This is a genomic window from Bacillus sp. PPSBB_11, from assembly GCF_038023285.1.
In the GTDB taxonomy this organism is placed as follows: Bacteria; Bacillota; Bacilli; order Bacillales; family Bacillaceae; genus Bacillus; species Bacillus altitudinis.
In genome coordinates this window covers 2,028,477-2,048,369 of record NZ_CP150633.1, presented here as the reverse complement: position 1 = coordinate 2,048,369, position 19,893 = coordinate 2,028,477, and the positions used below count along the sequence as shown (strand labels likewise).

The window sequence follows — 19,893 nt, the reverse complement described above, 5'->3', positions numbered from 1 at the left end:
AAGCAAACCGATAATACTACTATATACCCATTACCTCTATCAAAAGGCACTTAAGAAACCATGCACGAACAAATAGAAAATCGTCATAAAAAACGGAGGAGTTCAATTTGAATGAAGAAAAAGAGACTTGCCAGGTCAAGCAAGAAACAGTGGCAGGTAACAGGGAGAAGCTTTCAATTCATGAAAACGAGAGCATTCGATCAAACATTGAACAACTAACAATTGAACTCGGTGAACAAAAAGTATTCAATCACTTCATATTAGATGAAAAACAGAAGGCCATCAGCACATTATCGGCTCTCATTGCAAAAGGTGATTGTGATGAAGAGTTAAAAGCTCATTTTGTACAAGCATTACATATCGGGCTCTCTGTTATAGAGATTATGGAGATCATTAAGCACTGTACAAAGGTTGCAGGATTCCCTCATTCCATTAATGCCTTGTTTATTTTTCAAAACTTACTAGATGAAAACAATAAATAAATAAGAGAAAACGAGAAGTCTTCTGTCCTCTCGTTTTTTTATTTCCACTTACTTTACTCTCTTACACTGATTCTGTCACAGCAGCAAAATATCAAAATACCACTCATTTCCTTATTTAAAAAGTGCTGTTCATTTCACAAATCCGCATTTTTCACCGACACATCCCATAACAAAATAAAAAAACGTCCAGTTATATGAAATAACTGAACGCGCACCTTTTACCGATTGACAGTGAAATTGTTAACAATCCCGCCTTCTTTCTCCCAAGCGGTTTCTACTGTTTTCTTCTTAATATCATATTCAAAAATGGTTCTGACCTTCGCCTTTCGTCCTGTGTCATCCTTTAATTCCTTTGCGTTCTTTGCAACACCTAAGAAATAAACAGATGTACCATCCGCAGAAAATTGCGGCTGGGCAGCACTTAAAATACGCACATCTTGGCTGTTTTTAACAAGTGTCTTCGTTTTTCCTGTATCTACATCCATCACCTTAATAGATGATACTTCTTTTTCATTTCGAACCTTCACTTCTGTATAAATGAGTTTTTTATGATCTGGTGAAAAAGAAATATCATTGATGGTTTGAGAAATACGTGCAATTCGCTTACCCTTCTCACCTGTTTGTAGGGTAATTTTCATGGTCGTTGGTTCAGGATCCATTCCTTTTTCATTTGCCTCATCCGTCTTTTTATAATCCTCTTTTAACGAATAATGCTGAATGGCCAACAGATTTGATGCTGGATCATAAGCAAAAGAACTCACCGTATCATCATCACTTTTTTCTGGATATAACACTTTCACTTTCTGTGTTTTCAAATCAAAAGACGCTACATAAAATTGCTCACCTGAATCCTTGTTATACCTTAGATATAACTGTTTTCCGTCACCAGAAAGTTTCATACTGTCGATTGAATCGTCACTCGTAAAGAGCGTTTTTTCTTTATCCGTTTTCACATTCAATTCCCGTATACTTACTTTTTGTGTGTCTTCATCTGTATACGTGTAGTATAAAAGCTGTTTTGCCTGATCATAAGCAATTGAAGGATATGCTGTCAGTTTCTCTGTATGAAGCGCCTTGTCATGCAAGTAATAAGTATTGTTTAACTTTTGATCCGTAAATGAAACAAGCAATTCGTCTTTTGCATCTTGATTTGTTTTCACTTTTCCTGCCTGTTTTGCCTCTTGCCCCGGCTTCATCATGAAGAAGATGACGGCCGCAATTGCTGCGACTACAATCACTGTGACGATCCACCATGTTGATTTTTTCATTAATTTTCAGACCCTCTCCACAAGAAAAGAAGCCAGAAAATGAACTTTTCCCGCTTCTTTGCATGCCTATGTATTAATAAGTGTAATGCCCTTTGACGACACCTTTACTTGTTTTATACCCAAGTGCTTTGAATGCTTTCGGACTTACGTCTAATACTGCGTTTGGCATTCTACCTACATCATATTTATATACTGTAATCACTTTATGTGGTTTCGCTTTTGTTGTCACTCTTAGTTTTGTACCTTTTTTCGGTACGTCAAATCCCATTTTCGTTGCTGCATCCCAATGACCGAGTTTTTTTCCATCTGCGCCTTTTTTACCGACACCATTATACCATGTAATATTGCCGCTTACTTTTTTTGCACTTGCTCCATGTGAGAAACTAAACGCTAAAAATAAACTAGCTACTGTTACGATTGTCGCGATAAGCTTTTTATTCATTAAAAAATCCTCCGTATTTGGTTTCTGACCCTATTATACATGAAGATGCACCCAGTTATTTTACAGTCACATTACAATTCGAATACAAGTTGACCACTTAATGACCGATTTTGTTCATAAATTTCACCAAAAACAGCCAGAACATTGTCAGTAGATCCCTCCCTTTCGTTTTATATAATAGAAATGAATCAAATATAAGGAGGAATTTTCATGAAAAAGTGGTTCATCGTTTTGAGTGTAAGTTTGATCTTCGTTTTGATGCTTTCAAGTATTCCTGCCTCTGCGGCTAGTCCTCGTCACGGCGCCATCGTGACACAAACGGATGAAGCCAAATGGTCAGGTATCACGGCTGATATTGTGCTGCCAAAAACAGCCACCATTAAAAATGGCTATGCCGACTGGTATCTTGGTCTCGGTTCTGCCGTTGTTGAAAGCGGGATTTCAAAAACATCTTCTGGCTATAAGGTATTCCTGGGCACCGGCTCCCAAGGCGGCAGTCAATATTGGAACAGTGAATACGATTCAAGTATTAAAGATGGTGCACGTGTCAACTTAAAGCTCATCAACAATGGTGATGGCACAGTGTCACTATACGTCAACGGGAAACTGCGCTATAAGCAGCCTGTTTACAACCCTAGCCGTCTGAAAGACCTCGATGTCGTCAAAATGGTACACGGCGTACAAGATAATGGAACAAACAGCTACTCGCAAGCAAGTTTCTCTAATGTACAGCTCCGTGCAAATACATCTGGAAGTGTCTACAAAAAATGGGACGGCACCGTCAAATCATCTCTTTTACGCAAAAATCTAGAATCTGGTGCTCCGGCTCCAAAATTCACGGTCATTTCGTCTATCCCACTTAGTACAACCCTTTCAGCACAATAAAACACGAGCACCCAACTTTGGGTGCTTCAAAATTGCTGACAAAGAGCTAAAATGATTTTATTTTAGCTCTTTGTCTTCTTTTCAGCGTGCAAGAAAACCTTTGCAGTCTAGGAAGGGCGAGCACCGGCGCGGAGCGAATTTGACATTCGTGAGCACCGGCGCGCAGGCCTGACACCGAATGCGAGGGTTTGTCTACACGCTGGAGCACCCAACTTTGGGTGCTTTTGATTGTTCACAGCTTATCAACACTTCTCTTTTAATCAAAACATCAATTCGTGGTAACATAAGCATACATACTTTGAAGAACAAAGGAGAAAGAACGTGAGAAAAAGTCTACTTGTTTTCATGAGTCTTGTTGCAATCTTCTCTATCCTAGCAGCTTGCTCAAATACGGCAAAAGAAGAAAAAACAGAATCTACGGCACTTCCAACGATTAATGAACGCATTCAAAATGAAACGAAAGAGGTCATGGAGCAGTCTAAGCTCGTAAAAGACACAGCGATCACCGTTGATCAAAAGAAAAAAGTCATTTCCTTAAACGTGACGGCTTCATCTGAGACCAATAGTGATTACGCTGAAGTCATTGGTTTGAACTTTGCCAAAACACTAGCTATTGGTGCATCCACTGAAAAGGAAAACAACCTGCATAAACCGGAAAATGACAGCCTCGGCGCCCTCTACTCCTTTTATGACCTAAACATTACCGTGAAACAGGAAAACGGAAAAGTACTGGCAAAAGGAAAGAAAACAACAAACGAAACAAAGATTACCTGGGAGAGAGCCCAGTAATTGGACAAGAAAATCCTTTATGGATTTTCTTGTTTTTTTTAACAAAACTATTAACATTGTGAAAAGAATGCCGATGAGTAAGATTGTGTTGGTTCATAAGTACCAATAATTCTTATTTACATATCGGAGGAAAGTATCATGAAAAGAACAACGGAATTTGTTTTAGGCTTAATTGGAGGTATTTTTGGATTTTTCGGTGCAATGTTTGCACTTGCTTTTGGAGGACTAGATGCCGCATTTAATGAATCAGGTACGAGTCAATTCACGGGATTAGGCTGGTCAGCGATGCTTTTCTCTATTCTTGCGATTGTGGCATCTGTTATCGTGAAGAAAAAAGCAAAGCTTGGCGGGATTTTATTATTAGTTTCTGCTGTAGGCGGTATTATTTCTATTTTTGTGTTCTTTATCCTTCCAGCTGTATTAATCCTCATCGCAGGATGCATGGGTGTGTTTAGAAAAGAGCCTGTCAAAACAGTTCCAGCTGAATAAAGTTGATATAAAAAAGCTTGTAGAGGGTCGCTCTACAAGCTTCTTTTATTGTATATTTTCATTTAAATCTTCTCTTATGATATCAATCAGCGTGTCAATATCCGAGTGAGCTCTAGATGCTAATCGTACCAGCAAATGATCGATATACTCATACAAATGACGATCTTTCAACATATACTTCCCATAATACGGAATGACAAAGAAATAGAGCAAATCAGCTACTTCTAGTGCAACGTCATCACCAACTTCATTCTTTAGCGCCTCCCCAACACATTGGATCAGCCAATTCAAATCTTCTTTCTTTTCAATCGGAACGTACATCAGCTGATGAATACGGTCCGTATCTCCCGTTTGTAAAATCTGCTCCGCTGCTCCCTTTGATAGAGCACCAATCTCTTTAGAAGATATATTAAGAATCGCGAATTCATTCTCTGATCTGTCTTGATCCATTTGCAGCACGTTTTGGTCCATCTCGACTCACTCCCCGTTCTCAGATACTTTTATTATAAGGAATTCAACTGATTTTTTATGGAAATAGCGGATTTTTTATGTAATTTTAAACAAAAAAAGAACCTAATGATATGATTCAATCTCAATTGGCATAAAAAAACCATTGCACTTTATTTCAATCTATCTCAATATATGTATGTTAGTAGATTGAAAGGGATGAGAGAAATGAAGATGAAACACCCGTGGATCAAAGGAATTATTGTCAGTGTGGTTCTCGTACTTGGGCTTGGAATCTTTCCTATCCAGCTGCCCTTTTTACACATGACTTATGCGACACCAGTCGCAAAAGCAGCTACACCGAAATACGTGACAACAGCGAATGTTCATCTTCGCAAGGGACCTAGAACAAAATATTCAGTGATATTGACCATTCCAAAAGGGAAAAGGATTCCTTATCTTAAAAAGAATGGTTCATGGATTCAAACAAAGTATAAAGGAAAAACGGGTTACGTCAGCTCTCAATATATCAAAAAAGCAGGCAAAAGCTCACCAGCTTCATATGCTGCTCCTTCCACTAAAACGCCAGGTATGTATGTAAAAGGGATATTGGTTGTGAATAAGAAACATAGACTCCCGTCTTCATACAATCCCGGAGAAAACAAACAAGCGAGAAAAGCAGTAAACGCTATGATCGCGAAAGCCAAAAAAGCAAACATCCGACTTACCGCTTTTAGCACCTTCCGTTCATACGACCGCCAGCGTGTCTTGTACAACAATTACGTCGCCTCTCATGGCAAAAAACAAGCAGATCGATTTAGCGCAAGACCAGGCTATTCCGAACATCAAACCGGCCTTGCTTTTGATATCGGCGGTGCCAATTCAAAACATTGGGCTGAAGATTCTTTTGCCAATACGAAAGAAGCGAAATGGCTGGCCAAACACGCCCATGAATTTGGCTTTATCATCCGCTATCCGAAAGGTAAAGAAAAAGTGACAGGCTATCAATATGAACCATGGCACCTCAGATACCTCGGATCAAAAAATGCGAAAAAAGTGAAAAAGAGCGGCAAAACCATCGAAGAATATTTGAACATAAAAGGATAACAACAAAAGCACTCTTTTTCTTCAGAGTGCTTTTTTCATATATTCTCTTCTCTCTTTTTCATCGCAGCCGCCATTTCCACTTCACCCTCTGCTTCCAGCTGTTCAATAATGCGAGCATAATCTCTTTCATGGCGATTTTGACTTAACTTAAAAGCAGCTTGAACTTCATCAATGATGATTTTGAAGCCCACAATCCCTTTCATTTGTTTCTCTAGCAGTTCCTCAGACAATGTATCCCACAGCACTGGCTGATCTCTATGACTTTCATATGTCTCCAGCATCGCTGTTAATTCCTTGACCAGTTCTGATTTTTCAAGCAGTGAAGCCTTTCCATATACATGTACAGCTTGATAATTCCACGTCGGTACGGCTTCTTTCTCATACCATGAAGAGGATATGTAGGCATGCGGCCCTTGAAAAATGACGAGCACCTTCTCGTTCTCTTCAAACGTTTTCCACTGAGGATTTCCAATCGCCATATGCCCTGAGATCACATACGAATCGCCAATTTGATGAAAACTCACTGGAATATGTGTCGCAATGGGCTTTTCATTCGTTGTCGTCACAACTGTAGCAAATGAATGTGATTGAATAAATGATTTGATTTTCTCCATATCTTTCACTTGAAAAAATGATGGTATATGCATGGACCCTTCCCCCCTTATTTAATTAGTAGCTTCTCTTTTTGCCTTTTTTCACATCTTCCCAATCTTTTTCGATATTCTTTCGCACCCTTAGAAGATACTCATAAATCTGTTCCGCTTCCTCTTCAGAAAATCCATCCAGCGCTACCCGATTTGAATGATCATGTTCTCGTTTGATCATTGGATAGACGGCTTTTCCTTTCTCAGTTGGAAACAGCTTCTTGATTTTCCTATTCACTGTGTCATCTTTTTTCTCAATAAAACCATGCAGCTCTAATTTTTGAATAGCCCGGGCCGCCGTTGTTCGGTCTACCTTGATCATCTCCGCTAGTTTTTCCTGAATGATGCCAGGCTCCTCACAAATACGCACAAGATACAAATACTGCCCCTTCGTTAAATCATACTCTTTAAATTCAATATTACTAATGGAATCAAGCGCCCGAGCAATCACGCCAATCTCCCGCAAAATTTCTCTCATTTATCACGCCTCTTTTTTATTGTATTTACATAAATTTTAAAAATTAGTATAGCTCATGAATATTGTATATGCAATAAAAAGCCCACTTCCTCTCTGGAAGTGGGTTCAACCTCTTATTTATCACGCCTCTTCGATCCAAACAATCCAAACACGACAGCCAGTGCAACAATAATCGCCACCCAAGTCGTAAAGCCCATATGATCACCGCTTTTCTTTTGAAAATCATCTCTTTATGTTAGATAAAACCAAAAAAATCACTGTCTCTTTAGTTAACGGATGTAAAGCGGTGAAAGTTTCAATTCATTTAACGCTCTTAACCAAAAAATAGACAAAACAAAAACCCCTATATTTCAAGGGGTTTTCGGGGGTGTTTACATCATGCCGCCCATTCCGCCCATGCCGCCCATATCCGGCATTCCGCCGCCTGAGCCGCCTTCTTCTGGTTTGTCAGCTACGACTGCTTCAGTTGTAAGAAGCATAGCTGCTACAGAAGCTGCGTTTTGAAGTGCAGAGCGAGTGACTTTTGTTGGATCAACGATTCCTTTTTCGATCATGTTTACCCATTCGTTTGTTGCTGCGTTGAAGCCTACGCCAATTTCTTCGTTTTTCAAGCGCTCAACGATGACTGATCCTTCAAGACCTGCGTTGTGAGCGATTTGACGAATTGGCTCTTCAAGAGAACGTAGAACGATGTTGACACCTGTTTGAACGTCACCATCAGCTTCGATGGAAGCGACTTTGTTGTATACATTCACAAGTGCTGTACCACCACCAGATACGATACCTTCTTCAACTGCTGCACGAGTTGAGTTCAGTGCATCCTCGATGCGTAGTTTACGTTCTTTTAGTTCTGTTTCAGTTGCAGCACCAACTTTGATGACAGCAACGCCGCCAGCTAGTTTTGCAAGACGTTCTTGTAATTTTTCTTTATCGAATTCAGAAGTGGTTTCTTCTACTTGCGCACGGATTTGGTTCACACGTGCTGCGATTTGAGCAGAATCTCCTGAGCCTTCTACGATGGTTGTGTTTTCTTTTGTAACAACCACTTTAGACGCACGGCCAAGCTGACCAATTTCAGTTGATTTCAGGTCAAGTCCTAGGTCTTCAGTGATGAGTTCTCCGCCAGTTAGAACAGAGATGTCTTCAAGCATTGCTTTACGACGATCACCGAATCCAGGTGCTTTTACTGCCACTGCGTTGAATGTTCCACGAAGTTTGTTCACAACAAGTGTTGCAAGTGCTTCGCCTTCTACATCTTCAGCAATGATCAATAATGGTTTTCCTTGTTGTACGACTTGCTCAAGTACAGGAAGGATTTCTTGAATGTTTGTGATCTTTTTATCAGTGATTAAGATGTAAGGATTTTCAAGAACCGCTTCCATCTTATCAGAATCAGTGACCATGTATGGTGAAGCGTATCCACGGTCAAACTGCATTCCTTCAACCACTTCAAGCTCAGTTGTGAAACCTTTAGATTCTTCAATTGTGATGACGCCGTCGTTTCCTACACGCTCCATCGCTTCAGCAATTAGGCTACCGACTTCTTCATCTGCTGCCGAAATAGACGCAACTTGAGCAATTGATTCTTTACCTTCGATTGGTTTAGAAATCTCATGCAAGCCTTCAAGGGCTACTTTCACTGCTTCTTCGATTCCTTTACGAACGCCAACAGGGTTTGCACCAGCTGTTACGTTTTTAAGACCTTCACGGATCATCGCTTGAGCTAGAACCGTTGCAGTAGTAGTACCGTCACCAGCTACATCGTTTGTTTTGCTTGCAACTTCAGCCACAAGTTTTGCACCCATGTTTTCAAATGCATCTTCTAATTCGATTTCTTTTGCAATCGTTACACCATCATTTGTGATAAGTGGAGAACCGAATTTTTTCTCAAGAACCACGTTACGTCCTTTAGGTCCTAAAGTTACTTTTACAGCATCTGCAAGTGCATCTACACCACGTAACATCGCACGACGTGCTTCTTCACTGAACTTAATATCTTTTGCCATAATAACGAAACCTCCTCAGTCTTTTTAGAAATTTATCTCAATCTTTGTTTATGTGATTAACCAATAACAGCTAAAATGTCGCTTTCACGAAGGATTAAATATTCTTTTCCTTCATATTTCACTTCAGTACCTGCATATTTTGAGAAGATAATGCGGTCGCCTGTGTTTACTTCTAACGCAACGCGCTCACCACTTTCAAGTACACGACCTGAACCTGCTGCAACAATTTTACCTTCTTGCGGTTTTTCTTTTGCAGAATCCGGTAAGACAATACCGCTAGCGGTTTTTTCCTCAGATTCAACGAGTTCAATGATTACGCGATCGCCTAATGGCTTTAACATAAGAAACAACCTCCTCAATTTTTATATGTAGTCTTTTTTAGCACTCATCACTAGCGAGTGCTAACACATTTATTATAATAAAGAATGTCTTCTGTAATTTCAAGTAAAAACCTTTAAAAATTTTTACGCTTTCATGATCTTTTTTTATCACCGATTCTTTCCTTTTCAACGAAAAAGAAGACTTGTGTTACAATAAATCTAGTTCTTTTAGTAAAGGGGTTTTCGTTACTTGAAAAAACAATATTGGTACATCATCTTAACGTATATATTGGTGCAATTTTCTGCGTTTCCGTATGTGTTCATCATGAAGTGGTTAGGTTACATTCAGACACCGATGACACAAGCAGAGCTCTCCAAATTGTCAGGAACATGGACAATCATCAGCTTCTGTATTGGACTAATCATTATTCTGCTCATCCTTCGGACTGTGCCAAAAACATCACTTCGAAATGAAGCACCGGCATCAGTCGGCGCGGCAATCGCTTGGATCATTGGCGGTTTCTTTCTTTCCCTCTTTGCACAATCCATTGCGGGGGCGATTGAACAATATGCATTTGGCATTAGCCGAGAATCCGAAAATACCCAAAACATTTTAGCCATTATGGATGCAGTTCCATGGCTTGTCATCGTCATCGCTCTGATTGGACCGATATTAGAAGAAATCATTTTTCGAAAAATCATTTTTGGTGTGGTTTATGAAAAAACGAATTTTTTCATTGGCGCACTTGTCAGTTCAGTGGTTTTTGCTGCTGTACACAATGATTTCCCACATATCTTGCTCTATACCGCAATGGGCTTTACATTTGCCTTTTTATATGCGAAAACAAAACGAATCATTGTGCCCATCGGTGCTCATATGCTGATGAATTCACTCGTTATCCTTGTGCAGATTGAGCCAGTAAGAAAAATGATTGAAGAACAATCTCAAACAATGCAAATGATTATTGGAGGCTTTTTCTCATGAGAAACCCTGTCGTATGGGGCATTATTTATTTTGCCGTAGGTGTGGCGTTCACCTATATGGCCATTCAAAATCCAGGTGACATGTGGTCATTTTACAGCATTTTGCTGATGGTGTTTGCGGCCTATAATATCAATATCGGGTTAAAAATGTTTGCTTTTTCTGTCAAAATGAAAAAACAGCAGCAAAAATAAAGCAAAAACCATTTTCCGCCGTTTGGAAAATGGTTTTTTTATGGAGGTCATGTTTTCATGGAACACGAAAAACTGAACATCATGAACAATCAGCATGAAACGATTGGTACAGCCGCTCGTTCTGATATCCATGCTGAGGGCCTTTGGCATGAAACCTTTCATTTCTGGCTATTAAAAAAGGAAGATGACACAGTGTTTCTCTATTTTCAGCTGAGGAGTCCCTCCAAAAAGGATTTCCCTTCTCTATTTGATATCACAGCAGCAGGCCACCTTCTCGCAGATGAACAGCCTTCTGATGGCATCAGAGAAGTCGAAGAAGAGCTTGGTCTCTCCATCTCGTTTGAGAATCTTACCTTTGCTGGTGTCATTAAAGATGAAATCCATATGCCTTCGTTTACCGATCGTGAGTTTTGCCATGTGTATCTTTATATGGATCAAAAAGAGCACATGGATGTCCATCTACAGAAAGAAGAAGTTGCTGGACTTTATAGAGCAAGGCTGATGGATGCACAGCAGCATTTAAATAGAGAATGCGAAAAAATGAACATCGAGGGCTTTGAAGTGGATGCAGACGGCAAGCGACGTGAGGAAAAGAGAGAGGTCCATGTACATGATTTTGTCCCGCATGAACCTGCCTATTATGAGCATCTCTTTCAAGCAATCAATCAATTTCTTTCACAATAGAAAAAGCATCGTGACCCCTATTTGGATCACGATGCTTTTTTATGAGACAACATCATTTTCTTTCTCCTCTGTCTCTGTTTGCTGCATTTTGCGATAGGTCACTCTTGAAATGACAATACTCACTTCATACAAAACGAGCATTGGCAAGGTAACCATGAGGTGAGAAACGAGCTCTGGCGGTGTAATCAGTGCGGCAATGACAAGGAGGACAAAATAGGCATACTTCCGTATTTTTGATAAAAACATCGGTGTAATGATACCAAGTCTAGTGAGAAACATCAACACGACAGGCATCTGAAACAAAAAGCCAAATGGAAGTGTTAACTGCATCAGAAATGTAAAATACTCATGAATCCCAATCACTTGCTCCACATGTAAATCATTTGACATCCGTATCATAAAATCGACGACAAATGGAAACAAAATAAAATAAGAGAAAGCCACACCGCTCAGAAATAAAAGCAGTGCAATCGGAATATAAGCAAGTGTCACCTTTCTTTCTTTTTCATATAAGCCAGGACTCACAAACGCCCAAAGCTGATATAAGATCACGGGACACGTCAAAACAAGAGCAATGACAAAAGCGAACTGCATAAACACGTACAGTGGATCTGTGAGCTTAAATGCGTTCAATGTCAGTGTGGCCGCTTCATCGGTATTTTGTAAATACACAATGACCGGCTTAGCGAGAAAAAAACCTGCCACCATAAAGGTGACAAAAAACATCGCAATGATCACTAAACGTTTTCGCAGTTCCACAATATGCTCCATAAGCGGCATATCTTTGACATTCATGAAGCTCATCCTATTCTACTGATCTTCTTTTTTCTTTTTTTCTTCCTGATCATCAGCTAAACCTTTTGTGGCATTTTTGAATTCACGTAATGTATCTCCTGCTGCTCTTCCTAATTCAGGAAGCTTTTTCGGCCCAAAAATAATGAGCGCAACAACCGCAATCAGAACCAAACTTCCAGGACCGATCGGACCCATTTGCTCCACCCCCTTTACCCCTTTTCGTCAGTCCTCCTGTGTAACAGAGTAATGCTTTAAGAAATACACAAGAGACTGAAGTTCAACCGCCAAATCTATATGATGAATTCGAATGTGTTCCGGCACATTCAATCGAGCCGGCGTAAAGTTAAGGATTCCTTTGATGCCAAGGGCAATCAAACGATCTGTAATGGATTGAGCTGCTACGGCAGGCACTGTCAAAATCGCAACAGGAATATCTCCTACCTCTTGCACATGCTCTTCAAGCTTATCCAAATCATAGACAGGCACGCCGCCTATCTCACTTCCTATTTTACTCTCATTGACGTCAAAAGCCATTGAAATTTTTGTATTATTATTTTTAATGAAATTATAGTGTAAAAAAGCAGTCCCTAAATTCCCGACACCGATGAGCATGACATTCGTCATTTCATCTTGGTCAAGGGTCTTTCTAAAGAAGGTCAAGAGGTAATCGACGTTATAGCCATACCCTTTCTTCCCAAGTGCACCAAAGTAAGAAAAATCTCGGCGAATGGTGGCAGAATCCACTTTGACTGCATCACTAAGCTCTGCCGATGACACCCTTTGTTTTCCTGATGCATGCAGATTTTTTAAAAAACGGTAGTAAAGCGGCAAACGTTTGGCTGTCGCTTGTGGAATTTTTGACTGGTCTATATTCATATAAGATCCTCCAACTTAAATATCAGATGCTCTGTGAAAATCACCGTTTTTCCCGCCTGTTTTTTCTACTAGATAGGTCGGGCCGATGATCATCCCTTTGTCTATTGCTTTGCACATGTCATAAACGGTCAGTGCACATACTGAGGCAGAAGTGAGCGCTTCCATCTCCACACCCGTACTTCCTTTTGTTTTCACCTGTACTTGTATGTTCAGAATGTACGCATTTCCGTCTTCCTCCCAATCAAAGGAGATATCGACACCTTTTAATGCAAGCGGATGACACATTGGAATGATGCTGGACGTTTGCTTTGCTGCCATGATGCCAGCTACCTGTGCGACAGACAGCACATCCCCTTTTCCAATGTCATGCTTTTGTATTTGATGAAATACTTCTTTTATCATACGAACGCTTGAAACAGCAACGGCAGTTCTCACTGTAGACGATTTGTCACTAATGTCGACCATCTTTGCTCTTCCTTGTTCGTTAAAGTGGCTAAATTGACTCATCTTTCAACGCTCCCTCACTCAAATCATACACTATTTTTTCCTATCTGTCTTTCATTTGACCATGGCAGCCGTATGTAAGATTTGCCGGTTTACTGCTGATAAGCTACACTTAACATATTATAGCAGAGGTGAAGTTACATGATGATTCTACAAGTGAATCAGCTGTCCAAATCGTTTGGCGCTGATACCGTTTTAACGAATATAAAATTGGAAGTCAAAGCGAGGGATCGTATTGCCATTGTCGGTCGTAACGGTGCAGGAAAATCCACGCTTTTAAAAATCATTGCCGGTCAAATGTCTTACGAACAAGGTGAGATCATCAAACCGAAAGACCTATCCATTGGATATCTAGCACAGCATACAGATGTGACGTCTACACGTACGCTAAAAGACGAACTACTATCGGTTTTCGATCATTTAAAAGAAATGGAAAAAGAGATGAGAACCATAGAAGAGAAAATGGCTTCTTCCACAGGAACAGAATTAGATTCTCTAATGAAAACCTATGACAGACTGCAGCAAGCATTTAAAGATCAAGGCGGCTACCAATATGAAGCGGATGTCCGCTCCATTTTACACGGACTCGGCTTTAGTCATTTTGAAGACCATACAACCGTCCAATCCTTAAGCGGCGGTCAGAAAACCCGTCTAGCGCTTGGAAAGCTATTATTGATGAAACCAGAACTCTTGATTTTGGATGAGCCAACCAACCATCTAGATATTGATACCTTATCATGGCTTGAGCAGTATTTGCAAAATTATACAGGAGCCATCCTCATCGTTTCCCATGACCGATACTTCTTAGACAAAGTCGTGAACCATGTATATGAAGTCTCAAGAACAGCGATGAAAAAGTTCGCTGGGAACTATAGTAAGTATCTTGACCAAAAAGCTGAGCAGCTAGAGCGTGATATGAAGCTGTATGAAAAACAACAAGAAGAAATTTCGAAGCTTCAAGATTTCGTGGATCGCAACTTAGCAAGAGCCTCCACCACAAAGCGTGCTCAAAGCAGGCGGAAACAGCTGGAACGGATGGATCGTTTAGATAAGCCGTTAGGAGATGAAAAATCCGCAAACTTCCATTTCGATATTATGAGGCAAAGCGGAAATGACGTGCTGAAGGTGCATGATCTCGATATTAGTTACGATAAAAAAACGCCGCTCCTCTCCTCACTCTCTTTTCATATTAAACGTGAAGATAGCGTGGCACTCATCGGTCCTAACGGTATCGGGAAATCAACTCTTTTAAAAACCTTAACGGATACGTTAAAACCAGTAAAAGGCGAGATCAGCTTTGGTTCTCATGTGACGATTGGCTACTATGATCAGGAACAAGCCAAGCTGACATCCTCCAAGAAAGTGTTAAATGAACTTTGGGATGATTATCCCCATATGACTGAAAAAGACATTCGGACTTGTTTAGGAAACTTCCTTTTTTCAGGTGATGACGTCTTAAAGCCTGTACATGCTTTAAGTGGTGGAGAAAAAGCACGACTTGCACTGGCAAAGCTGATGCTCCAAAAAGCCAATTTCCTCATTCTCGATGAGCCGACGAACCATCTTGATTTGGACAGTAAGGAAATATTAGAGAATGCACTAATAGATTATCCAGGCACCATCTTGTTTGTTTCACATGACCGTTACTTTATCAATCGCTTGGCAACAAAAGTACTTGAGCTTTCGCCAGATGAAACAAAAGAATACCTCGGTGACTACGACTACTATCTTGAAAAGAAAAACGAACAATTAGAGCTTGAAGCACTCCAAACTCAGGAGACGCATAAAAAACAAGCAGAAAAACCAGTAGAAACAGCAAAACTTTCCTATGCAGAAGAGAAAGAACTCAAAAAGAAAGAAAGACAAAAGCAGCGCCGAATTGAAGAAATTGAAGAGCGTATCGCTGTCATCGAAGACAAGCTCGGTGAAAACGAAGAGCTTCTATGTGATCCTGCTATTTTCCAAGATCACGAGAAAGTACAAGCCATTCAAACAGAAAATGATGCGCTCAATCAAGAGATGGAATCACTTTTTGCGGAATGGGAAGATCTATCAGATGCATAAAGAGTGCCCTAACGGGTGCTCTTTTTTTTAAGGTGAGAATCTTTATCCACAATGATACCCACAATAACATCTTGATTATTCTTAAATATTTTAAAGTTATCCACTTTATCCACAGTATTTTAATCACATATCCACATAAAAGATCACATTTATACACATTCTCTTCATTTTAAAACGAATTTTCTAACAATTGTGGATATATAACGTTTACATGTGAATAAATCGCTTTCATTTCAAGAGAAAAAACTCCTGTATATCCACAGGAGTTCCAAATTGTTGACAAAGGGATAAAATGAACTTTATTTTAGTCCTTTGTCTTCTTTTCAGCTCAGCGTGATAGAAAACTTTGAAGTCTAGGAAGGACGAGTACTGGCGCGGAGTGAATTTGATATTCGTGAGCACCAGCACGCAGGACTGACACTGAATGCGAGGGTTTGTCTACACGCTGAAACTCCTGTATATCCACAGGAGTTCTTATTCATAGGAAACAAGCGGCAGTCCAGGTTGACCGTTCATTGCCATGTCGCCTCTTATTCCCTTTTCAAATGCAATGGTTCCCGCAGCAGCAATCATGGCTGCATTGTCTGTACAAAGAGACAATGGCGGAATCATGACATTCACTTCAGGTAGCTTCGCAAATGCTGAAGTAAGGGCTTCTCTAAGACCTTTATTGGCAGCAACCCCGCCAGCTAGAACGACTTGTTTCACACCATACGCTTCAGCCGCTTTTAATGTCTTTCCGACTAGCACCTCAATCACGCTTTCTTGGAAACTTGCAGCCAAATCCTCAGGCGCAATGGTTTCGCCCTTTTGAGACGCATTGTGTAATGTGTTGATGACCGCTGATTTTAAACCGCTGAAACTAAAATGATAGGATCCTTCTTCAAGCCATGCACGAGGAAGCTTAATCGTTGGCTCCCCTTCATGTGCCAATCGATCAATGTGAGGTCCCCCTGGATATGGCAGACCCATTGTCCGAGCTACTTTGTCATACGCTTCTCCAGCCGCATCATCCAACGTTTCACCAATAACCTCAAAAGACCCATGCTCTTTCATCAAAACAAGCTCAGTATGCCCACCAGAGACGACTAGAGCTAAACAAGGAAACACCAGTTCACCAACGAGCTGGTTCGCATAAATGTGTCCAGCAATATGATGAACACCTACAAGCGGAATTTGATGTGCGAAACTCAGTGCTTTGGCTGCATTGACACCTATCAAAAGTGCACCAACTAAGCCTGGACCTTCTGTCACAGCAATGGCATCTAAATCCTGAAAGGTCATATTGGCCTGCGTCATGACTTCTTCTAATACGATCGTCATTTGTTCCACATGATGTCTTGAAGCGATTTCTGGTACCACGCCGCCAAATCGTTTATGGCTTTCTATTTGTGAGGCGACAACATTCGCTACGATCTCTTTCCCATTTTTCACAATGGACGCAGCTGTTTCGTCACAGCTTGTTTCTATACCTAATATGAATCGATCTTTTTTTTCACTCATTTATCTTCACCCACATGACTAATGCATCTTCCCCGTTATCCGTATAATAATTCTTTCGAATAGAAGCTGGTTTAAAACCTAGCTTTTCATAAAGGGATTGTGCTGGCGTATTTGATACCCGCACTTCTAGTGAAAGATGATCTGTCTTTTTTTCTTTGCAAAATTCCATGACATATCGAAGCAGCGCTTCCCCGTATCCTTTTCCCCGGTGCTCAGGGAGAATCGCAATATTCGTAATTTGTGCATCATCCATGACAATCCAAACGCCGCAATACCCAACAGGCTGACCATCTTCTTCAATGAGGAAATAATGGCTGTATTGGTTATGGAGAATTTCATAGACAAACGACTCTTTTTTCCAAGGCGCTGTAAATGAATGCACTTCAATCGTATATACCTCTGGGATGTCCTCTACTGTCATTCTTCGCATCTCTACTGTGTTGAGATTATTTTTGTCCTTCAAGCCATTTCACTTCCGCTTCTGCCAAACGAATATAATTAGGAACAAGCTGATGGACATCTTCAGCAGGGCGGTCTGCCCCCAAAAATGCGAGCACTGAAGGTCTTGGGTTGTGAAATGCCTCGTCTGCTAAAACGGCGGTTTCTCCAAGTATGGAGAGTATATTCTCTTGATGAAGATGCACATCATGTCCAAGAAATAAAACAGGGTTCCCTTCTTTTTTTAGCTCTTGAAGCCAATCAGTGAGCAGGATATTTTGATCTGGTTTCACTTCTTTTATCTTTCCACCTTCAAATGTATATAACCCTGTATAAACTTGTCCTCTTCTTGCATCAAATATAGGAGAAATCATTCCATCAAAATGTCGAGCATTTGCCGCCAGCGTTTCTAAACTTGAAACAGCAGCTATCGGGATAGACAGCGTCCAAGCAAGTGTTTTTGCAATGGTCACACCGATTCTAACGCCAGTGTAAGAGCCGGGTCCTTTGGCTACAACAATTTTGCTTAATTCGTTCGGTGCTACGCCGCATTCTTTCATCAGTGCTTCAACTGTCGGCATTGCACGTACTGAATGATTCTTCTTTAAGTACGTAATACTTTCCCCAACCACAGTGTCATCACGGATAACAGCTATTCCGAGTGTATGGTTTGACGTATCAATTGCCAGTATGGTCAATGTTTTTCATCTCCTTACAAAGGGCCTCATAACGCTCCCCTTTTGCATAAAACGTGAGATGACGTTCTTCTTCACGTTCTGTTCTCAGCATTTCAATTTTTAAATACGATGAAGGCAATTGAGGTTCAATGAGATGTGCCCATTCAACCAAACACACACCTTCCCCCTCAAAATATTCGCCCAGTCCAATATCTTCTTCCGCATCTTCCATACGATACACATCCATATGATAAAGTGGCAGTCTGCCATCCGTATATTCTTTAATAATTGTAAAAGTAGGGCTGTTGACGATACGGGTAATACCTAAGCCTTCTGCAAAACCTTTTGAAAAAGTCGTTTTACCTGCGCCTAAGTCTCCTTCTAATGTTAAGACATCGCCGGGCATCACAAGTGTAGCCAAGGCAGCAGCAATTCGTTTCGTCTCATCCGCACCTTTTGTTGTCCACGTTAACTTCATGGTGAAGTCACCTCATTTCTTAAAATGATTATATCCTTTTTTCATTAAAATTGTTTGTTGATCATGGTCTTTTAAAATAACGCTGGACGCTTGGTCATCTTTGACTTGTCCAATACGCGTGACCTGAATGTGTTCTTTTTTACATTGCGTCTCAAATCGCTTCCAATCCGTTTCAGGGATCGTACCAGTTAAGACAAAATCCTCTCCACCGAACAAGACCCATTCAAGCCACTCTTTATGTAACAACGGTAGATGTGGATGTTTTGGGAGCTGATCAGCTTCAATTTCAATCGTCACACGACTGGCTTCCGCTATTTCGTTTAACTCACTCGCTAATCCGTCACTCACATCATTCAAGGTCACCCGGGGGAAGCTTGAACAAATAAGGCCAGCAGCAATATGGGGCTGCGGCATTTTGTGTCGCTCTAGAAAAAAAGCAGTGTCAATCGAATGTGCAGTATTTACTTCATTCATTAAAAGGGATAGCCCAGCAGCTGATGAACCTAGTTCACCTGTGACAAAGACAACGTCTCCTGTCTGAGCACTATGACGGTAACAGGCTGATCCCTTTGGAATCTCACCAATGACCGTTACTGTGATGACAAAGTCACTGCGGGTGGCTACTGTATCTCCACCGATTAAATCCATATGATATGTGTCAGCCAATGCTTTCATTCCCTCGTAAAAAGCTGCGACAATTGCTTCATCCCCATGAGGCGGGATCGCGATTGATACAAGATAATACTTAGGGGTTCCTCCCATGGCTGCAATATCACTGATATTCACTGCCAGCGCTTTAAATCCAACCTCAAAGGGTGTGGAAAAATCAAATCGAAAATGGACATGCTCTACCATTGTATCAACACAAACGACCTCTTCACAATGTGAATGAGGTTGATAAACACTAGCATCATCACCGATGCCCATGACCAAAGAACGCTGATGCGTTTCTTTTGGTGTAATTCGACGAATAAGATCAAATTCATCCATAAAAGACAGCCCCTTCATACAATCAACTGATTGAGCAAACATGATGTCAGACACAGTTAGTATTAGTGTAGCGAATATGAGCCTCGGTTCCAACTAAAAACGATATAAAGAAAGCCTGGTATAAAAAAACCAGGCGTTGTTTGTTGAAGTCATGATCTTTTCTTATCACATTTAGTGTAGCCAAACACAAGGAGTTTCATTGCGTCTAGGATACTTATTGAAAGAAAAAGACATAAAAAAAAAACGAAACTATACGTTTTCGTTTACAAGTCATAAAAATGGCGGTCCGGACGGGACTCGAACCCGCGACCTCCTGCGTGACAGGCAGGCATTCTAACCAACTGAACTACC

General features: G+C 40.6%; 25 protein-coding genes and 1 tRNA gene. 9 read left to right on the top strand and 17 right to left on the bottom strand.

Translation table 11 applies throughout. The annotated features are described in order from the left end of the window. Positions 1–107: 107 nt before the first annotated feature. Entirely contained in the window at positions 108–482 is a 375-nt protein-coding gene (locus V7L95_RS10110) for a carboxymuconolactone decarboxylase family protein (protein ID WP_076822756.1), read from the top strand. Between the two features lie 218 nt (positions 483–700). On the opposite strand, the gene V7L95_RS10105 is transcribed toward V7L95_RS10110, so the two are convergent. Further along, on the bottom strand, positions 701–1,750 hold the full coding sequence (locus V7L95_RS10105) for a hypothetical protein (protein ID WP_251186128.1): 1,050 nt from the start codon (positions 1,748–1,750) through the stop codon (positions 701–703). Positions 1,751–1,823: 73 nt separating this feature from the next. Further along, on the bottom strand, positions 1,824–2,192 hold the full coding sequence (locus V7L95_RS10100; RefSeq protein WP_003213878.1) for an RlpA-like double-psi beta-barrel domain-containing protein: 369 nt from the start codon (positions 2,190–2,192) through the stop codon (positions 1,824–1,826). A 210-nt stretch (positions 2,193–2,402) separates the two neighbouring features. On the opposite strand from V7L95_RS10100, the gene V7L95_RS10095 reads away from it, so the two are divergent. From V7L95_RS10095 to V7L95_RS10085, 3 genes are all read left to right on the top strand, one after another. Continuing rightward, complete coding sequence (locus V7L95_RS10095; RefSeq protein ID WP_076822752.1) at positions 2,403–3,077, top strand: hypothetical protein; 675 nt, start codon at positions 2,403–2,405, stop codon at positions 3,075–3,077. Between the two features lie 321 nt (positions 3,078–3,398). Beyond that, positions 3,399–3,866 carry a hypothetical protein gene (locus V7L95_RS10090; RefSeq protein ID WP_017359850.1) on the top strand — a complete coding sequence of 156 codons (468 nt, stop codon included), beginning with the start codon at positions 3,399–3,401 and terminating at the stop codon, positions 3,864–3,866. 138 nt (positions 3,867–4,004) lie between these two features. Further along, positions 4,005–4,355: a DUF4064 domain-containing protein gene (locus tag V7L95_RS10085; RefSeq protein ID WP_017359851.1), complete on the top strand. Its 351-nt coding sequence runs from the start codon at positions 4,005–4,007 to the stop codon at positions 4,353–4,355. Positions 4,356–4,400: 45 nt separating this feature from the next. Here the strand turns inward: V7L95_RS10085 and V7L95_RS10080 are convergent, their stop codons facing one another. Next, entirely contained in the window at positions 4,401–4,826 is a 426-nt protein-coding gene (locus V7L95_RS10080; RefSeq protein WP_340966140.1) for a hypothetical protein, read from the bottom strand. Between the two features lie 204 nt (positions 4,827–5,030). On the opposite strand from V7L95_RS10080, the gene V7L95_RS10075 reads away from it, so the two are divergent. Further along, on the top strand, positions 5,031–5,909 hold the full coding sequence (locus V7L95_RS10075; protein ID WP_017359853.1) for a D-alanyl-D-alanine carboxypeptidase family protein: 879 nt from the start codon (positions 5,031–5,033) through the stop codon (positions 5,907–5,909). 35 nt (positions 5,910–5,944) lie between these two features. Here the strand turns inward: V7L95_RS10075 and V7L95_RS10070 are convergent, their stop codons facing one another. From V7L95_RS10070 to groES, 4 genes are all read right to left on the bottom strand, one after another. Continuing rightward, positions 5,945–6,556, bottom strand: coding sequence for an FMN-binding negative transcriptional regulator (locus tag V7L95_RS10070; protein ID WP_017359854.1), 612 nt, complete (start codon positions 6,554–6,556; stop codon positions 5,945–5,947). 22 nt (positions 6,557–6,578) lie between these two features. Continuing rightward, positions 6,579–7,031 (bottom strand): MarR family transcriptional regulator, encoded by a 453-nt coding sequence (locus V7L95_RS10065; protein ID WP_008344363.1) that lies wholly within the window; start codon positions 7,029–7,031, stop codon positions 6,579–6,581. A gap of 371 nt (positions 7,032–7,402) precedes the next feature. Continuing rightward, entirely contained in the window at positions 7,403–9,037 is a 1,635-nt protein-coding gene (gene groL, locus V7L95_RS10060; protein WP_007496015.1) for a chaperonin GroEL, read from the bottom strand. A 56-nt stretch (positions 9,038–9,093) separates the two neighbouring features. Further along, positions 9,094–9,378: a co-chaperone GroES gene (gene groES, locus V7L95_RS10055; RefSeq protein WP_003214120.1), complete on the bottom strand. Its 285-nt coding sequence runs from the start codon at positions 9,376–9,378 to the stop codon at positions 9,094–9,096. A 229-nt stretch (positions 9,379–9,607) separates the two neighbouring features. On the opposite strand from groES, the gene V7L95_RS10050 reads away from it, so the two are divergent. The 3 genes from V7L95_RS10050 to V7L95_RS10040 are packed head-to-tail and all read left to right on the top strand — an operon-like array spanning position 9,608 to position 11,217. After that, positions 9,608–10,342 (top strand): CPBP family intramembrane glutamic endopeptidase, encoded by a 735-nt coding sequence (locus tag V7L95_RS10050; RefSeq protein ID WP_017359855.1) that lies wholly within the window; start codon positions 9,608–9,610, stop codon positions 10,340–10,342. After that, positions 10,339–10,533 carry a YdiK family protein gene (locus V7L95_RS10045; protein ID WP_340966131.1) on the top strand — a complete coding sequence of 65 codons (195 nt, stop codon included), beginning with the start codon at positions 10,339–10,341 and terminating at the stop codon, positions 10,531–10,533. Before V7L95_RS10050 ends, V7L95_RS10045 begins: the two co-directional genes overlap by 4 nt. 57 nt (positions 10,534–10,590) lie before the next feature. Beyond that, positions 10,591–11,217: an NUDIX domain-containing protein gene (locus V7L95_RS10040; RefSeq protein WP_254506420.1), complete on the top strand. Its 627-nt coding sequence runs from the start codon at positions 10,591–10,593 to the stop codon at positions 11,215–11,217. A gap of 39 nt (positions 11,218–11,256) precedes the next feature. Here V7L95_RS10040 and tatC read toward each other — a convergent pair whose 3' ends face one another. Genes tatC through moaC form a run of 4 tightly spaced genes read right to left on the bottom strand, consistent with a single transcriptional unit; the run spans position 11,257 to position 13,395 of the window. Then, a complete protein-coding gene (gene tatC / locus V7L95_RS10035; RefSeq protein ID WP_096881072.1) occupies positions 11,257–12,021 on the bottom strand; it encodes a twin-arginine translocase subunit TatC in 765 nt (254 codons plus the stop codon). 6 nt (positions 12,022–12,027) lie between these two features. Continuing rightward, the gene (locus V7L95_RS10030; RefSeq protein ID WP_008344374.1) at positions 12,028–12,207 is read right to left on the bottom strand and encodes a twin-arginine translocase TatA/TatE family subunit; all 180 of its coding nucleotides are present in this window, start codon (positions 12,205–12,207) and stop codon (positions 12,028–12,030) included. Between the two features lie 27 nt (positions 12,208–12,234). Beyond that, complete coding sequence (locus tag V7L95_RS10025; protein ID WP_008355687.1) at positions 12,235–12,888, bottom strand: redox-sensing transcriptional repressor Rex; 654 nt, start codon at positions 12,886–12,888, stop codon at positions 12,235–12,237. 15 nt (positions 12,889–12,903) lie between these two features. Then, on the bottom strand, positions 12,904–13,395 hold the full coding sequence (gene moaC / locus V7L95_RS10020) for a cyclic pyranopterin monophosphate synthase MoaC (protein WP_026050052.1): 492 nt from the start codon (positions 13,393–13,395) through the stop codon (positions 12,904–12,906). Between the two features lie 138 nt (positions 13,396–13,533). Between moaC and V7L95_RS10015 the strand changes: the two genes are divergently transcribed. After that, a complete protein-coding gene (locus V7L95_RS10015) occupies positions 13,534–15,456 on the top strand; it encodes an ABC-F family ATP-binding cassette domain-containing protein (protein WP_340966124.1) in 1,923 nt (640 codons plus the stop codon). A 474-nt stretch (positions 15,457–15,930) separates the two neighbouring features. On the opposite strand, the gene tsaD is transcribed toward V7L95_RS10015, so the two are convergent. The 6 genes from tsaD to V7L95_RS09985 form a co-directional block, all read right to left on the bottom strand. Beyond that, entirely contained in the window at positions 15,931–16,959 is a 1,029-nt protein-coding gene (gene tsaD / locus V7L95_RS10010; protein ID WP_017359857.1) for a tRNA (adenosine(37)-N6)-threonylcarbamoyltransferase complex transferase subunit TsaD, read from the bottom strand. Beyond that, the gene (rimI, locus tag V7L95_RS10005) at positions 16,952–17,380 is read right to left on the bottom strand and encodes a ribosomal protein S18-alanine N-acetyltransferase (RefSeq protein WP_008344382.1); all 429 of its coding nucleotides are present in this window, start codon (positions 17,378–17,380) and stop codon (positions 16,952–16,954) included. The genes tsaD and rimI overlap by 8 nt, the downstream gene beginning before the upstream one ends. A gap of 25 nt (positions 17,381–17,405) precedes the next feature. Then, positions 17,406–18,095, bottom strand: coding sequence for a tRNA (adenosine(37)-N6)-threonylcarbamoyltransferase complex dimerization subunit type 1 TsaB (gene tsaB, locus V7L95_RS10000; protein ID WP_017359858.1), 690 nt, complete (start codon positions 18,093–18,095; stop codon positions 17,406–17,408). Next, complete coding sequence (tsaE, locus tag V7L95_RS09995) at positions 18,076–18,552, bottom strand: tRNA (adenosine(37)-N6)-threonylcarbamoyltransferase complex ATPase subunit type 1 TsaE (protein ID WP_017359859.1); 477 nt, start codon at positions 18,550–18,552, stop codon at positions 18,076–18,078. Before tsaE ends, tsaB begins: the two co-directional genes overlap by 20 nt. Before the next feature lie 12 nt (positions 18,553–18,564). Then, entirely contained in the window at positions 18,565–19,542 is a 978-nt protein-coding gene (gene thiL / locus V7L95_RS09990; RefSeq protein WP_017359860.1) for a thiamine-phosphate kinase, read from the bottom strand. Between the two features lie 279 nt (positions 19,543–19,821). Continuing rightward, positions 19,822–19,892: transfer RNA gene (locus tag V7L95_RS09985), tRNA-Asp, on the bottom strand. Between the last annotated feature and the right edge of the window lies 1 nt (position 19,893).

Excerpts from the sequence above, each read along its gene's own strand:
- V7L95_RS10105 (WP_251186128.1), bottom strand. The coding sequence starts at position 1,750 with ATGAAAAAATCAACATGGTGGATCGTCACAGTGATTGTAGTCGCAGCA.
- V7L95_RS10100 (WP_003213878.1), bottom strand. The coding sequence starts at position 2,192 with ATGAATAAAAAGCTTATCGCGACAATCGTAACAGTAGCTAGTTTATTT.
- V7L95_RS10095 (WP_076822752.1), top strand. The coding sequence starts at position 2,403 with ATGAAAAAGTGGTTCATCGTTTTGAGTGTAAGTTTGATCTTCGTTTTG.
- V7L95_RS10085 (WP_017359851.1), top strand. The coding sequence starts at position 4,005 with ATGAAAAGAACAACGGAATTTGTTTTAGGCTTAATTGGAGGTATTTTT.
- V7L95_RS10080 (WP_340966140.1), bottom strand. The coding sequence starts at position 4,826 with ATGGACCAAAACGTGCTGCAAATGGATCAAGACAGATCAGAGAATGAA.
- V7L95_RS10075 (WP_017359853.1), top strand. The coding sequence starts at position 5,031 with ATGAAGATGAAACACCCGTGGATCAAAGGAATTATTGTCAGTGTGGTT.
- V7L95_RS10070 (WP_017359854.1), bottom strand. The coding sequence starts at position 6,556 with ATGCATATACCATCATTTTTTCAAGTGAAAGATATGGAGAAAATCAAA.
- V7L95_RS10065 (WP_008344363.1), bottom strand. The coding sequence starts at position 7,031 with ATGAGAGAAATTTTGCGGGAGATTGGCGTGATTGCTCGGGCGCTTGAT.
- groL (WP_007496015.1), bottom strand. The coding sequence starts at position 9,037 with ATGGCAAAAGATATTAAGTTCAGTGAAGAAGCACGTCGTGCGATGTTA.
- groES (WP_003214120.1), bottom strand. The coding sequence starts at position 9,378 with ATGTTAAAGCCATTAGGCGATCGCGTAATCATTGAACTCGTTGAATCT.
- V7L95_RS10045 (WP_340966131.1), top strand. The coding sequence starts at position 10,339 with ATGAGAAACCCTGTCGTATGGGGCATTATTTATTTTGCCGTAGGTGTG.
- V7L95_RS10040 (WP_254506420.1), top strand. The coding sequence starts at position 10,591 with ATGGAACACGAAAAACTGAACATCATGAACAATCAGCATGAAACGATT.
- tatC (WP_096881072.1), bottom strand. The coding sequence starts at position 12,021 with ATGAGCTTCATGAATGTCAAAGATATGCCGCTTATGGAGCATATTGTG.
- V7L95_RS10030 (WP_008344374.1), bottom strand. The coding sequence starts at position 12,207 with ATGGGTCCGATCGGTCCTGGAAGTTTGGTTCTGATTGCGGTTGTTGCG.
- V7L95_RS10025 (WP_008355687.1), bottom strand. The coding sequence starts at position 12,888 with ATGAATATAGACCAGTCAAAAATTCCACAAGCGACAGCCAAACGTTTG.
- moaC (WP_026050052.1), bottom strand. The coding sequence starts at position 13,395 with ATGAGTCAATTTAGCCACTTTAACGAACAAGGAAGAGCAAAGATGGTC.
- V7L95_RS10015 (WP_340966124.1), top strand. The coding sequence starts at position 13,534 with ATGATGATTCTACAAGTGAATCAGCTGTCCAAATCGTTTGGCGCTGAT.
- tsaD (WP_017359857.1), bottom strand. The coding sequence starts at position 16,959 with ATGAGTGAAAAAAAAGATCGATTCATATTAGGTATAGAAACAAGCTGT.
- rimI (WP_008344382.1), bottom strand. The coding sequence starts at position 17,380 with ATGACAGTAGAGGACATCCCAGAGGTATATACGATTGAAGTGCATTCA.
- tsaE (WP_017359859.1), bottom strand. The coding sequence starts at position 18,552 with ATGAAGTTAACGTGGACAACAAAAGGTGCGGATGAGACGAAACGAATT.
- thiL (WP_017359860.1), bottom strand. The coding sequence starts at position 19,542 with ATGGATGAATTTGATCTTATTCGTCGAATTACACCAAAAGAAACGCAT.